The 14,096-nt window shown below is 60.0% G+C and carries 11 protein-coding genes; 6 read left to right on the plus strand and 5 right to left on the minus strand.

The window, feature by feature from the left end:
• The first annotated feature begins 57 nt into the window (after positions 1 to 57).
• Positions 58 to 957 (plus strand): GTP cyclohydrolase FolE2, encoded by a 900-nt coding sequence (gene folE2 / locus N0B28_RS26085; protein ID WP_275729649.1) that lies wholly within the window; start codon positions 58 to 60, stop codon positions 955 to 957.
• Here the strand turns inward: folE2 and N0B28_RS26090 are convergent, their stop codons facing one another.
• Positions 958 to 1,485, minus strand: a complete 528-nt coding sequence (locus N0B28_RS26090) for a DUF3617 domain-containing protein (RefSeq protein WP_043861510.1) — start codon at positions 1,483 to 1,485, stop codon at positions 958 to 960.
• Between the two features lie 128 nt (positions 1,486 to 1,613).
• On the opposite strand from N0B28_RS26090, the gene cls reads away from it, so the two are divergent.
• Positions 1,614 to 3,053 carry a cardiolipin synthase gene (gene cls, locus N0B28_RS26095; RefSeq protein ID WP_043861509.1) on the plus strand — a complete coding sequence of 480 codons (1,440 nt, stop codon included), beginning with the start codon at positions 1,614 to 1,616 and terminating at the stop codon, positions 3,051 to 3,053.
• A 9-nt stretch (positions 3,054 to 3,062) separates the two neighbouring features.
• Here cls and cfaB read toward each other — a convergent pair whose 3' ends face one another.
• A complete protein-coding gene (gene cfaB / locus N0B28_RS26100; protein WP_054916443.1) occupies positions 3,063 to 4,247 on the minus strand; it encodes a C17 cyclopropane fatty acid synthase CfaB in 1,185 nt (394 codons plus the stop codon).
• 188 nt (positions 4,248 to 4,435) lie between these two features.
• On the opposite strand from cfaB, the gene lpdA reads away from it, so the two are divergent.
• The gene (gene lpdA, locus N0B28_RS26105) at positions 4,436 to 5,836 is read left to right on the plus strand and encodes a dihydrolipoyl dehydrogenase (RefSeq protein WP_229589186.1); all 1,401 of its coding nucleotides are present in this window, start codon (positions 4,436 to 4,438) and stop codon (positions 5,834 to 5,836) included.
• Between the two features lie 77 nt (positions 5,837 to 5,913).
• Here the strand turns inward: lpdA and hcnC are convergent, their stop codons facing one another.
• From hcnC to hcnA, 3 genes are read right to left on the minus strand one after another with little or no spacing between them, the layout of a single operon-like run.
• Positions 5,914 to 7,158, minus strand: a complete 1,245-nt coding sequence (hcnC, locus tag N0B28_RS26110; protein WP_043861506.1) for a cyanide-forming glycine dehydrogenase subunit HcnC — start codon at positions 7,156 to 7,158, stop codon at positions 5,914 to 5,916.
• Entirely contained in the window at positions 7,155 to 8,558 is a 1,404-nt protein-coding gene (hcnB, locus tag N0B28_RS26115; RefSeq protein WP_043861505.1) for a cyanide-forming glycine dehydrogenase subunit HcnB, read from the minus strand. Before hcnB ends, hcnC begins: the two co-directional genes overlap by 4 nt.
• Positions 8,555 to 8,869, minus strand: coding sequence for a cyanide-forming glycine dehydrogenase subunit HcnA (gene hcnA, locus N0B28_RS26120; RefSeq protein ID WP_043861504.1), 315 nt, complete (start codon positions 8,867 to 8,869; stop codon positions 8,555 to 8,557). The genes hcnB and hcnA overlap by 4 nt, the downstream gene beginning before the upstream one ends.
• 176 nt (positions 8,870 to 9,045) lie before the next feature.
• Between hcnA and N0B28_RS26125 the strand changes: the two genes are divergently transcribed.
• The 3 genes from N0B28_RS26125 (at position 9,046) to N0B28_RS26135 (ending at position 14,069) form a co-directional block, all read left to right on the plus strand.
• Entirely contained in the window at positions 9,046 to 11,259 is a 2,214-nt protein-coding gene (locus N0B28_RS26125; protein WP_229589187.1) for an LTA synthase family protein, read from the plus strand.
• 919 nt (positions 11,260 to 12,178) lie between these two features.
• Positions 12,179 to 13,063, plus strand: coding sequence for a DUF4145 domain-containing protein (locus tag N0B28_RS26130; protein ID WP_275729659.1), 885 nt, complete (start codon positions 12,179 to 12,181; stop codon positions 13,061 to 13,063).
• Positions 13,064 to 13,325: 262 nt separating this feature from the next.
• Complete coding sequence (locus tag N0B28_RS26135; RefSeq protein ID WP_275729660.1) at positions 13,326 to 14,069, plus strand: type II toxin-antitoxin system death-on-curing family toxin; 744 nt, start codon at positions 13,326 to 13,328, stop codon at positions 14,067 to 14,069.
• The last annotated feature ends 27 nt before the right edge of the window (positions 14,070 to 14,096 follow it).

Here is a 14,096-nt window from a genome sequence, read left to right on the forward strand (position 1 = left end):
GATGAGTGAATCGTTACAATGTAACGTATCGGTTTTTAATTCAGCGATGGTTTCAGCATGAACGCCCTGACCCTTCCCGATATCGCCGCTCAGGCCAGCCAGCAATCCATGCCTCTGGAATGGGTTGGCATGTGCGGCATCGCACTGCCGATCACACTCGACGGCGTTCAGGTACGCGCCAGCGCCGATGCCGGCGTCAGCCTGGATGATGGATCCTCGCGGGGGATTCACATGTCGCGCCTGTACCTCGCGTTGGAGGCATTCGAGCACGCGGCGTTTTCAGTAGGGTTGGTGCGCCAGGTCCTGGAACGGTTTATCGACAGCCATCAGGGCCTCTCTACCACCGCTTACCTGCGTCTGGGCTTTGAATTGTTGCTCAAGCGGCCTGCGCTGGTCAGCCCGCTGGCAGGCTGGAAGGCTTACCCGGTGAGTGTGGACGCACGTTTGGAAAACGGAGTGTTCCACGTGGAACTAAACGCACAAGTCGAGTATTCCTCGACCTGCCCATGCTCCGCCGCGCTCGCCCGCCAATTGATTCAGCAGCAGTTCGTCGATGATTTCGCCAACCGCAGTAACCTCGATCATGCTGCCATCCTGCATTGGCTCGGCACCGCCCAAGGCATCGTGGCAACACCACACAGCCAACGCAGCACGGCCCATCTGCACCTGCGCCTGACCCCAGGCGAGGAGCAAATGCCCTTTCGACAGCTGATCGACCTGGCTGAGGCAGCTCTCGGCACTGCTGTGCAGACAGCCGTGAAACGAGCCGACGAACAGGCGTTTGCGCTGGCCAACGGGCAGAACCTGATGTTCTGCGAAGACGCAGCGAGGCGCCTGCATCTGGCCCTGCAACCGCTGCCGTGGATCGACGGCTTCAAGCTGCGTGTAGAACATGCCGAAAGCCTGCATGCCCACGACGCTGTCGCGCAAAGCCAATGGCAGTGGCACCTGCGCTGATCAGGTGCGCGGCTTGACCGTGCCGCAATCGTTGCCCAGCCACACCGCACGGGTGTTCATGCTGCCCTTTTGCTCAACACCGGACGCATTGAACGTGCCGCTGACCTTGGTCAGAAATTCCCGATCGCTGAGAAACTGCGCTTCACCGTTGCCTTGAGCCTTGGGGCAACTGAAGGTGAACTTCCACACATTGCCGTTGCGCTCGGTGATCTTCTGCGTGCACCCCGACTGCGGGTCTTGCAGCGGAATGTCGTTGGTCTGAACCTGCTCCTGGGTCAGGCACGAACGCACCCCTTTGCCCCCGACGCTGATGCCTTGCTTGGCCAGGCCACCCTCGATCATCGCGCGCTGCTCGGGCGGCAGGTTCTTCAACTGGCCGAGCATGAATTCCATGTCGGGCAGTGGCTTGCCATCGACCTGCATGTTGCTGCTGGTCAACTCCCACAGGCCCGGTTGCAACATCTGCGCATGCACCAACGGGCTCGCCAGGCCCAGTACCAGTGCCAGCATCGGCAGACGACTTTTCATGTAGTGACTCCTTCAGAATCCGGCCCCAAGCCGGAACACAGCTTAGACGCGTTTTCGTGCTTTCAGTTGCAAGTGCAGGCGCGAACGTGCTCTGTTAGCGGGCAGTGCCCTCGGATAGCAGAATGTGTATGGATTACCACAGCCCTTACTTCTTCGGTTACCTCATCGGTGTGATTCACCTGCTGGGCGTGATTGCCGCCCTGCATGCCGTGTTCACCGTGCGCACCGCCCAAGGTGCAATTGCCTGGGCCATGTCGCTGCTGTTTATCCCCTACTTCACGCTGATTCCGTACCTGGTGTTCGGCAGTCGCACCTTCGACGCCTACATCCAGGCCCGCCGCCAGGCCAACCGCGAAATGCACGTGGCCATGGCCGACCTCAACTGGCGCCCCTGGGTGGAAGAGGCGCTGACCGCGCGCAACTCCGAATCCTATGCGGCGCTGCGGGCCATGCCCAAGCTTGGGCGCATGCCGTGCCTGGCCAACAACCAGGTCAGCCTGCTGATCGACGGGCAGGCCACCTTCGACGCGATCTTCAAGGCGATAGAAGCGGCTCACGACACGGTACTGATCCAGTTCTTCATCATCCACGACGACGGCATCGGCCGTGAGCTCAAGGCGCTGCTGCTGAGAAAGGCCGCGGAAGGGGTGAAGATCTACGTGCTGTTCGACAGCGTTGGCAGTCACGCCCTGCCCTCCGCCTATATACAGAGCTTGCGCGAAGGCGGCGTGAACATCCGCGCCTTCGCCACCCGCCGCGGCTGGTTCAACCGCTTCCAGGTCAACTTCCGCAACCATCGCAAGATCGTGGTGGTCGACGGCATGCTGGGGTTCATGGGGGGCCATAACGTGGGCGACGAATACCTGGGCGGCAACCCCAGGCTATCGCCCTGGCGCGACACCCATGTGCAGGTCAGCGGCCCGGTGCTGGCCTGCCTGCAGGAATCCTTTGCCGAAGATTGGTACTGGGCGGCGCGCCAGTTGCCGCCACTGATCCTGCCCGACACCTACCCCGACAACGGCGTACTTTGCCAGGTACTGGCCAGCGGGCCGGCCGATCCGCAGGAGACCTGTTCGCTGTTTTTTGTCGACGCCATCCACGCGGCGCGCGAGCGGCTCTGGATCACCAGCCCGTACTTCATTCCCGACGAGGCCGTGTCGGCCGCGCTGCGCCTGGCGGTGTTGCGTGGCGTCGACGTGCGTATCCTGATTCCCTCGCGCCCTGACCACCGTATCGTGTACGCCGCCTCCAGCCTGTTCGCCTTCGAGGCGGTGCAGGCCGGGGTGCGCATGTTCCGCTACGGGCCGGGGTTTCTGCACCAGAAGGTGGTGCTGGTCGACAACGAAGTCAGCGCCATCGGCAGTGCCAACCTGGACAACCGCTCATTCCGCCTGAACTTCGAAATCATGCTGCTGACCGTAGACCTTGCCTTTGCCGCGCAGGTCGAAGCCATGCTCCAGCACGACTTCGACCAAGCGCGGGAAATTACCCCCGAGGACAGCCAGCAGACGCGCCGCCTGCAACAACTGGGGATGCGCATCGCCCGACTGATCTCGCCGATCCTCTGAGCGCGACTGTCAGCGGTACAGGTCCTCGCGGGTCAACGGCAGGTCGTGGCCACCATCGGCGAACGGCTTGACTGCCAGAATCTGGTGCAGGTTGATCCAGCCCTTGGCAAAGGCATAGGAGCAACCGGCCAGGTACAGCCGCCAGATGCGCAGGGCTTTTTCCGGCACCAGGCTCGCGGCCTTGTCCAGCTGGCTTTCCAGGCGATCGCTCCACTGCGCCAGCGTCCGTGCGTAATGCAGGCGCAGGCTCTCGACGTCGACCACTTCCAGCCCCGCTTCGCTGATACGCGCACTGATCATCGACAGGTGCGGCAGCTCGCCATGGGGGAATACATAGCGCTCGATGAAATTGCCCGCGCCGCGCCCCACCGGGCGCCCGTCCACATGCTTGGCGGTGATGCCGTGGTTCATCACCAGGCCACCTTCGCGCACCGCGCCGAACAACCGCTGGCAGTACAACGCCAGGTTGGCATGCCCCACGTGTTCGAACATGCCGACACTCACCACCTTGTCGAAGCGACCGTCCTGGGGCAGGTCGCGGTAGTCGAGAATCTGCAGTTCCACCTGATCTTCAAGCCCTTCTGCCTTGACCCGTTCACGCCCCAACTTGAGCTGCTCCTTGCTCAGGGTGATGCCGAACACCTTGGCGCCGAACTCGCGTGCGGCATAACGTGACAACCCGCCCCAGCCACAGCCCACGTCCAGCAGGTAGTCGCCCTGCTTGAGCCGCAGCTTGCGGCACAGGTGCTCGAACTTGTTCTGCTGGGCCTGCTCAAGGGTGTCGCCGGGGGTCTTGAAGTAGGCGCAGGAATACGCCATGTCGCGGTCCAGCCACAGCTGGTAGAAATCGTTGGACAGGTCGTAGTGGTAGGAAATGGCCGCCGCGTCGGTGGCCTTGTCATGCTCGCTGCGCACCGGCTGGTCTTCTTCCTCGTCCGTGAGCAACGCCTGACTGAGCTCGTCGCACACGCGGATGACTTCGCCGATGGTGCCCTCCAGTTCCAGCTTGCCCTCGACGAACGCCGCGCCCAGCTCATCCAGGCTGGGGTGGGTCAACTGGCCGATCAGCTGGGGATCCTTGACCACGATGGTGACCTGCGGCTGGGGGCCGAGATCGAATTCGTGACCATCCCAAAGCTTGAGTCGCAAGGGCAACCGCAGGCTTTGCAGAACAGGTGGAAGTTGCGCAAGCATGAAATGAGCCTCCCGTAATCTTCGGACGTCTGCACAAAAGGGTAGCCCATCCTCAAGAACAGGGAGGCATGCCGGACTATCGTCGTAGACCGGCCGATGCAAAAAGGTAGTGGCATAAATTGTATACAACCTCCAGATCGGCCCCTAACCTTGGCGGCATTGTCGATTCTTCATCCGGGAGTACAACAATGAAAACCTATGATGTCGTGATCATCGGCGGCGGCCCTGGCGGCTACAACGCTGCCATTCGCGCAGGCCAGCTGGGCCTGAGCGTGGCCTGTGTCGAAGGTCGCCCGACCCTCGGTGGCACCTGCCTGAACGTTGGCTGCATGCCGTCCAAGGCCCTGCTGCATGCCTCCGAACTCTACGAAGCGGCTGCCGGCAGCGAGTTCGCCAACCTCGGTATCGAGGTCAAGCCAAGCCTGAACCTGGCGCAGATGATGAAACAGAAGGACGAGAGCGTCGCGGGCCTGACCAAGGGCATCGAGTTCCTGTTTCGCAAGAACAAGGTCGACTGGATCAAAGGCTGGGGCCAGCTCGATGGCGTGGGCAAGGTCAAGGTCACCGATGACCAGGGCGCCGTCACCGAACTGCAGGCCAAGGACATCGTCATCGCCACCGGGTCCGAGCCGACTCCGCTGCCCGGCGTGACCATCGACAACCAGCGCATCATCGACTCCACCGGCGCCCTCGCCCTGCCCCAGGTGCCCAAACACCTGGTGGTGATCGGCGCGGGCGTGATCGGGCTGGAGCTGGGCTCGGTGTGGCGCCGCCTCGGTAGCCAGGTCACCGTGGTGGAATACCTCGACCGCATCTGCCCCGGCACCGACGAAGAAACCGCCAAGACCCTGCAGCGCGCATTGGCCAAGCAAGGCATGAGCTTCAAGCTGGGCAGCAAGGTGACCCAGGCCACGCCGTCGGCCGACGGTGTCAGCCTGACCCTCGAACCGGCCGCCGGCGGCACCGCCGAAGCCCTGCAGGCCGACTACGTGCTGGTCGCCATCGGCCGTCGCCCCTACACCCAGGGCCTGGGCCTGGAAACGGTAGGCTTGCAGACCGACAAGCGCGGCATGCTCGAGAACCAGGGCCATCGCACCAGCGTGCCGGGCGTGTGGGTGATCGGCGACGTCACCAGCGGCCCGATGCTCGCCCACAAGGCCGAAGACGAAGCCATCGCCTGCATCGAGCGCATCCACGGCAAGGCCCACGAAGTGAACTACGGGCTGATCCCGGGGGTGATCTACACCCGCCCCGAACTGGCCAGCGTGGGCAAGACCGAAGAGCAGCTCAAGGCCGAAGGCCGCGCCTACAAGGTCGGCAAGTTCCCGTTCATGGCCAACAGCCGGGCCAAGATCAACCACGAGACCGAAGGCTTCGCCAAGGTGCTGGCCGATGCCGAAACCGACGAGGTACTCGGCGTGCACCTGGTTGGCCCGTGCGTCAGCGAGATGATCGGTGAGTACTGCGTGGCCATGGAGTTCTCGGCCTCGGCCGAAGACATCGCCCTCACCTGCCACCCGCACCCGACTCGCTCCGAGGCCTTGCGCCAGGCGGCGATGAACGTCGAAGGCATGGCCATGCAGATCTGACCCCGGTCAGCCTGCACGCTTGATCCGTGCGCCTGAACCGACGGCGACCATCACCGCAGGTTCAGGCACGCACCGGGTCAGGCCTGGGCGGCTTTGGGCTGAGTACCGAAGCGGTCCGCGAGGAACGGCGTCAGGTCCAGCGGCAGTGCCTCTTCATGCAGCACCTTGTCGATCAGCACGCCAGTGATCGCCGAGGTCAGGATGCCGGTGCGAAAGTGCCCACAGGCATTGAGGTAGCCACTCACGCTCTGCACCGGGCCGAGAATCGGCAGCTCGTCCGGCGAACCGGGACGCAGGCCTGCCCAGCTGCGCTTGAGGTTGATCTGCGCCAGCTCCGGAATGCAGCGCACCGCGCCCTGCACCAGACCGTTGATTTCCGGATAGGTGGTGGTGACGTCGAAGCCCTTGTCTTCGGTGGTGCTGCCGATCAGGATCTCGCCGTTGTCCTTCTGCGCCATGTAGCAATCGGCGGTGGTCAGGCAGCCCTGCAGCAGCTTGGGCATGCGCTCGGTGAGCAGGATCTGGCCCTTGACCGGCTTGACCGGAATGCTCAGGCCGGTGGCCATCTCGCTCAGTTCTGCCGCCCAGGCGCCGCCGGCGTTGATCAGGGTCTGGCAGTGAAACTCGCCTTCCACGTCGGTCTTGACCCCCACCACCCGGTCGCCCTGGTGCAGCACGCCGGTGACGTTGGTGTTGAGGAACAGGTCGACGCCGTTCTGCCGCGCACCTTCGGTGTAGGCATCGGCCAGACGGAACGGGCTGACCTGGTGATCGCACAGGAACTCCAGCGCGCCGTGGGCATGGTGGCTGACGGCTGGCTCGGCCTTGCGCAGGGCATCGCGGTCGAGCCAGCGAACCTCGTGGGCCAGGTGCGGGATCTGCGCGACGATATGCTCGGCGTACAGGCGGTCCTCGTCGTCGTAGATCACGTACTTGAGGCCGGTGCGCTCGAACTTGAAGTCCATGCCGTGGCGCTCCATCAGTTCCTGGTGCAGGCCGGGGTACAAGGCATTGGATTGCAGCGCGAAGTCGAAGAACGACTGCGGCAGGATGTGCGGGGTGCTGGAATCGACCGCCACGGCGGCGCCGTTGGCTTCGCGCTTGTGCTTTTGCGACATCATGCGAAAGAAGATCACCCCGCAGCCCAGGCCGACCGATTCGCCGATCGCCCACAACCCGCCCGCCGAGGCGCGGGTAGCGTTGCCGGGGCGCTTGGCGTCGATCAGCGCGATCCTGAGGTTGCCACGCTTGGACAACTGGTAGGCGCAGGAAGCGCCGATCACACCGCCGCCGGCGATGACCACATCATAGGTTCTGTTCATGCTTCAGCTTCCGTGCCGAGGTTCTTGAATGCGGAGAAAGGGATCGGATCGATGGGGAACCGCGGGCGCAGCCAGCCCACATCGGCACGCCCGGTGGCCTGGCGCAGGCGATCGTTGCAGTAGCCCACGCACATGCGGCCCTGGCAATCGCCCATGCTCACGCGGGTGCGCATCTTCAGCCCGGCCATGTCCTGTACACCCTGCTCCAGGGCGCGGTCGATGTCGCTGCGGGTGACGTGCTCGCAGCGGCAGATGACGGTGTCGGGTGCGGGCAGCGTGATCTGCTCAGTGCCGCGCAGTGTGTAGCGGTCTACCCCGGCACGAAAGCGCTTGATCGCGGCCAGCTTGCCCAGGTAGCGCTCGCGCAGGTCCAGCGCCTGTTCGGGGGTGATGACCTGAGCCTGGTGCAGGATCGACACGGCGGCGATGCGCCCGGTGAGCATCGCGGCTTCGCCACCGCGAATCCCGCCCATGTCACCGGCCAGGTGAATGTGCGGCTCGCTGCTCTGTTGCCACACGTTGCTTTCGGCGCGCAGGTAGCCGTCTTCGTTGAAGCCGTGGGCCAGGCCCATCTGCTGACTGAGCTGGGTGCGCGGAATGAAGCCGTAGCCCACGGCCAGGGTCTGCGCCGAGACGCGCTGCACACGGCTGATGTCCGGCTGCCAGTTGTCACTGTAGGGGGCCAGGCGCACTTCGGTGAGTTCGCCCTCGCCGTTGGCACCTACCACGCCCCAGCCGTAGTTCATGGGGATACCGTTGAGCTTCAGATAACCGAGCATGCTCAGGCCGTCGAGAAACAGCTGCGGCTTGTTCAGCAGCGCCAGGCTTTCCTTGGCGATCTTGCCGAAGGCACATGCCTCGTACACCCCTTCCACCTTGACCCCGGCCGCGTGCAGTTGGCATGCCACCAGGGGCAGCAGCGGGCCGGTGCCGGCGATGACGGTGGTGCCCAGCGGCTTGACCACGCCGCTCTTGATCTGCAACTGCAGACCGCCCAGCAGCATCACGCCGGGCAGGGTCCAGCCGGGGAACGGCACGTTGCGCTCGTGGCAGCCGGCGGACAGTACCAGGTGGCTGTATTCCACTTCGTGCAGCTGCTCGTCGCTGTCCAGCACCATCAGGCGGTTGCCGCCTTCGCCCCCGACCACACGGGTTTCCAGGCGCACGTCGATGCGCTCGGCACAATCGGCGAACTCTTCGTGCAGGGTGTTCAGCGCGCTGGCATAACGCTTGCCCAGGTAGCCCAGGTCGACGCCGCTGCGCAAAGGGCCGCGATAGACCACCCCGCCCAGACGCGAAGCTTCGTCGAACAGCACGCTGGAGACGCCATGCCGGGCCAGTTCGATGGCAGCCGCCATGCCTGCCGAACCGCCGCCGACTATTACCGGACGCAGGCTCATTCGACACCCTCCACGTCGAAGCGGTTGACCCCGGTTTCGACCTGCATGCCCGGCTTGACGATGGTCTGGCAGGCGCGGCGCTTGGGGCGACCGTTGATCGACACCAGGCAGCAGTGGCACACGCCCATGCCGCAGAAGGCACCCGTGACCTGGCCATGGTCGTTGCGCGCCACCTGGCGCAGGCCCACCGCGTGCAGCACGTTGAGCACGCTTTCGCCTGCCGCGGCCGGTACCGGCCGCCCGTTGAGCTCGATGGTCATGTCTGCCCGCGACAGGGGCTGAATATCATGATTGCGGTCCATTGACTGCATTGCGTTTCATCCTTGAAAAGAGTGGCAGGAACCCACCACGGTAAGCCATGGAGGCGCATTCGACATTGATCCAGGCCAGAAAACTGGGTTTCGACTTGTTGCCGGAATGCTGTGGAGATGTACTGCACTTGGTACCATCACCACATTTACATGACGACATGATGACGAACGCCCCCGTGAAACGTATCTATCGCTGGTTGCAGCACCCTCGCGCTTCGCTCGCCGCCCTGTTCGGGCTGCTGGTGGTAGTTCCTGTATGCCTGCGCGTGGCGAACGGCTGGGCCGATCCGCTGGGGTACCTGTCCGACGTGGGCCTCGGTGGAGCACTGGTCGTTCTGCTGTACCGTCGTCCGGTATGGCTGGCAGTGCCCGTGGTGCTGGCGTGGGGAGTGCTGAGCCTGGCCAGTGCCGAGCTGGTGGCCGCAGTAGGCCGATTGCCGACCCCGGCCGACCTGCACTACCTCACCGATGTGCAGTTCATGGAAAACTCCGCCGGTGGCAGCCTGGCCAACCCTGGCTTCGCCATTGCCCTGGGGCTTGGGCTGCTGTTGTGGCTTGCGACCCGCTGGGCGGCCCGGGCCAGACCCGTCGCGCCATTGCCGCGGCACCTGTGGGCGGTGCCCGTGACCTGCCTGCTGGTGCATGCCGGTACCCAGGCCTGGGAACCTGCCGAAGCGGACGAGTGGCAGGTGTTCAACCTGCCACATCAATTGCTGGCGGTAGGCGTGGGTGAAAGCCAGGCGCGTATCGAAGACTGGCTGGAGGCCGATGTGGTCGACCCACCCGTGGCCATGGCCGGCCTGACCCGCCTGGACCTGAGCGGCAAGCCGCTGCTCGACGCGCCCGGCAGCGCGCGCAACGTGCTGGTGGTCGCGCTGGAAGGCATCCCGGGGGCTTACCTGGACATCAACCGACGCACCCTCAACCCCGCCTACCAGGAACACCTGATGCCCAAGCTGAGCGCTTGGGCCGAACGCGGCATGAACACCCCCGACTACGTGCTGCATACCCACCAGACCATCCGTGGCCTCTACGCCATGCTGTGTGGCGACTACGACAAGCTCGACAACGGTACCCCCAAGGGGGTCGAGATGCTGACGCAGAACCAGCGCAACCAGGAATGCCTGCCGGCGCAATTGCGCGAGCACGGCTTCAGCACGCACTACCTGCAGGGTGCCGGGCTGCGCTTCATGGCCAAGGACAAGATCATGCCGCACATCGGCTTCGATACCACCCTGGGCCTGGACTGGTTCAAGAACCCCAACTACCTGGACTTCCCGTGGGGCAAGGACGACAAGGCGTTTTTCGAAGGCGCGCTGGACTATGTCGGCCAACTGCAGAAGCAGCCTGAACCGTGGATGCTCACCCTGCTGACCGTGGGCACCCACCAGCCCTACTCCGCGCCGGCGGAATACCTCGAACGCTACGCCACGCCCAAGCAGGCGGCAGTGGCCTATCTCGACGACGCTGTGGATAACTTTCTTGCCGGGCTGGAACGTCAGGGGGTACTCAAGGACACCCTGGTGGTGATCACCTCGGACGAATCCCATGGCATCGACGGTGTACGCCTGGCGTCTTCGTGGGGCTTCAACCTGATGCTGGCGCCCGAGCAGGCACAACTGCCACAGGTGAAATCCGGCGTGTACGGTCACGTCGACCTGACCGCATCGGTGCTCGACTACTTCGGCTTCCCGGTGCCCAACGCCCTCAGTGGGCGTTCGCTGCTGCGCGACTATGACAACGGGCGTGAAATCATGTCGTTCACCAACGGCAAGCTGCGCTATCACGATGGCAATGCCACCTTCACCGAATGCGATTTCCAGCAGCGCTGCCGGTCGTATGCCAGTACCGGCTTCATTGCCGAACGCGCCAACCTGACAGATCGCTTCCGTGGCCAGCGGGCACGCCAGGTGCAGGCGCGCGCCAGCGCACTGGATCAATCAGTGATGGGGTCACCGCTGAACCAGCACTACCAGTTCGGCAGTGCGACGGTGATCCCGCTGCAGCCGCAGATCAAGGATGACTGGGCCGACAACCTGATCGGCGCGCAGTACCTGGAGATGCCCAAGGGCTCGCACACCCGGGTGCGCCTGACGGTACGCTCGGCCGACCCGCAGCAGAACGCCTATATCGTGCTCAAGACCAAGGAGTTCGAGCAGGAGGTGCTGGTGGGGCTACCTACCGAGGAGATGCTGGTCACGCCGGATCAGCCCCTGGAAATGGAGTTCACGTTCGACAACAACGAGTCGCGCAAGGCGTTCTCGTTCCACCTGCTGGGGCATGGGTTGGGGGCGGTCGAAGTGAGCGACTTCAGTGTGGTGACCGAAGCGCCGGGGCAGATTGATGAGCTGGATGAAACGCTGGCGCGGTTGAACGGCAAACCCAGTTGATTCCCTGATTGTCGGTGGACAGTTCACCGGCATTCAGCGCACAACGCGGCTGTTCAACCAGCAGAAGCGGCTGCCCGTTTTGCCTGTGTGAAGCGTGGCGCTGGCCGACGCTGTGATGGCCTGAGCAGCGACCGCACGGGTGTGCGGGGCAAGCAGGATCCGGGAAGGCGAACCTTCCCGGATCTTTTGGCGGTGTGGAGTTGGTTTTCCCCAATAAAGACCTATTTCCAATCAGTTATGGAATGCGTGTCGTAGGCGCTCCTGACATTTTTTCCAACCTGTCATCCTCAGGAAAATCCAATATTTAAACCGAACGCCCAGACAATAAAGCCGGTAAATTTAGATAACTCTTTGATTCCAATGAATTTTCTACCGCTTAGACAAAACAGTAGCGGCACTCTCTGCCTTAGGGATTGACCCCATGCTGGAGACACTGGAGGGTGTCATCACAACCTCATCAAGGATCGCAGGATGGGTTTCCACGTACTTCAAAAAACTCGCACAGTGCGATAGCTATTAAAGGGTGAAGCAATAAAGGCACCTCTGAGAATGAACCTCGGCTGTGCCCCTATATCTCCTAAGAAGGCACTGAACCTGCTCGCCTTCGCCATGATTATCAGCGCACTGATACAACCTGTGTCCATAAGGAAAAAACCAACTAAACGCGCAGACAAAGCCCCGCTATCTCGACTGTGGTGATCCGGAACGTTAGCCGAGGCTGTTCTGGTGTGACCCACAGATACCGAGCGATTTGAACCAATCAAGAAACTTTGCGAACTGCTATCTCGATTTATTTTAGCGAATCGAGTAGAAACACCATAGTATCGAGCACAGTTGGCGACTCGGTTTTTATAGTGATGGCCTATTGATATCTCCTGCGGGCGCAGGCACAATATAAAAATATATTATAGGGAATTTTATGAGCACAAAATCTGCGCCAACTGTCTGGAATCATTGTGATTCTTGTAATAGGAAAACTAATCATCATGTAGAAGGGAAGCATTTATACCAATCAAATTCTCACTACGATTATCACTACGGTGTTGAACACTCGATTGTTAAGTGTAGAGGGTGTAATTGCGTTTCCTTTCGGGTTGTCGAATACGACTATGAAGGTGCATACCCGGACGAAAATGAAGACTGGATCGTTCCTGAGAGCGTAGAAATTTTCCCCGGACCGTCAAAGAGCAAGCTTGACATACGACACGTACCTGACACTGTAGGCAATATATTTAATGAAAGTTGCCAAGCATTCAGCTCAGGTTCCTACACTCTTGCTGGAATAGGCTTCCGTGCAACAATAGAAGCAATTTGCAATGACTTGAACATATCTGGAAAAGAGCTAAGCACCAGAATAAATCTTCTCTCTTCACGGGGATTTATATCAAAGAAAGACTCAATGCGCTTGCACTCTATCCGTTTTATGGGCAATGACGCAGCTCACGACGTTAAGAAACCCTCGATCACCAGCCTTCAAGCTGCACTAACTATTGTGGAGCATCTCCTGACGACAGTTTACATTCTTGAGAAAGAATCCTCAGGAAAGCTTGAGTCCATAATTGATGACTATGCTAATTTTGAAAAGTTACTTAACGAAAAGCTCTCGACCTGTGTGACTGGTGATGAAATCCCTCTTGCAAAAATCTTAGGTAAAGACGTCCGGCTAATTAGTGGCTCAAGTAAAATAATTGAAGACGAACTACACAGACGCATTGGAAAAAAAGAGTATACAAAGCTGTCCTTTGGAAAAGTAGAAAAATACGCAGGCTCCAAGGATAAGCTCCAACACTACATCATCCAGTAGTTATCATCTCATCCAGTGAGTAGTGCCGTCGGTTTTTTAGATTTTGTTACCTAAATACCACGCGAAAGTTTGAATAACGCATGCAAGTCAAGATAGAGTTTGGCCATAATTTGCCGCTTGTAGACCGGCAATATGATTGGGTGACTATTAACGCTTTTCGTCGACCCAAATACTGAAGCGCTGAATTTTTTCTATAAAAATGTCGTTGATGCCTGATGAGTGCTATAAAACAATTTAATTCGCATGTAAAGGAGTTGATGCAATGTCGCAGATTGTACGCCTATCTGAAGAGGAAGGGCTTGTTGTAAGAAAAAGAATGTCGTTACTTACAATCGCAACACGTGATGCTTTTGGCCAAGTCGAACCGTTACATCCTGACAAGTTTAATTCGGGAATTTATCGTCAATACACCTCTTTTGGTGATGTGTATAAATATACAACTATTGACGAGATTGCGGCCAACGTATTCTACGGTATCGCTATGAGCCATGCCTTTGAAAATGGAAACAAGCGCACTGCTCTTCTCGCGATGCTAGCCATAATCGAGAAAAATAAATATTATCTCGTGTCCACTACAGAAGATGATCTCTATGAGTTTGCGAGGCAGGTAGCGGCCCATGAAATTGAGGTCGCCGGTGAGCGTAACGCAGACTCTGAAGTTACCGCGATAAGCAAGTGGCTCAAAAGCAGGCTTCGCCCAAAGAAAATTGGAGATACTGCTACCTCTTTTAAAGAGCTAAAGCGGCAACTGGAGCAATTCGACTGTGAATTCGGCAAGCCTTATAAAAACTACATAAAGATATCTCGCAATGGTTTTTCAATCAGTACGGGCTATCCGAAGCAAAATTTTATTGTACCTGTTTCTGAAGTAAAAAAGATTCGTAGAACGCTTCATCTCGACGAGCAAGAGGGGATCGACTCGGGATCATTCTATGACCTAGAAGAGACTGTAGATCGGTTTGTAAATGAGTACCGTGACCTGATGAGAAGACTAGCTGATCTTTAATTATTTTCTTTTTAGGCCAGCACCCCT

The organism is Pseudomonas sp. SD17-1 (genome assembly GCF_029201585.1).
GTDB classification, from domain to species: domain Bacteria; phylum Pseudomonadota; class Gammaproteobacteria; order Pseudomonadales; family Pseudomonadaceae; genus Aquipseudomonas; species Aquipseudomonas palmensis.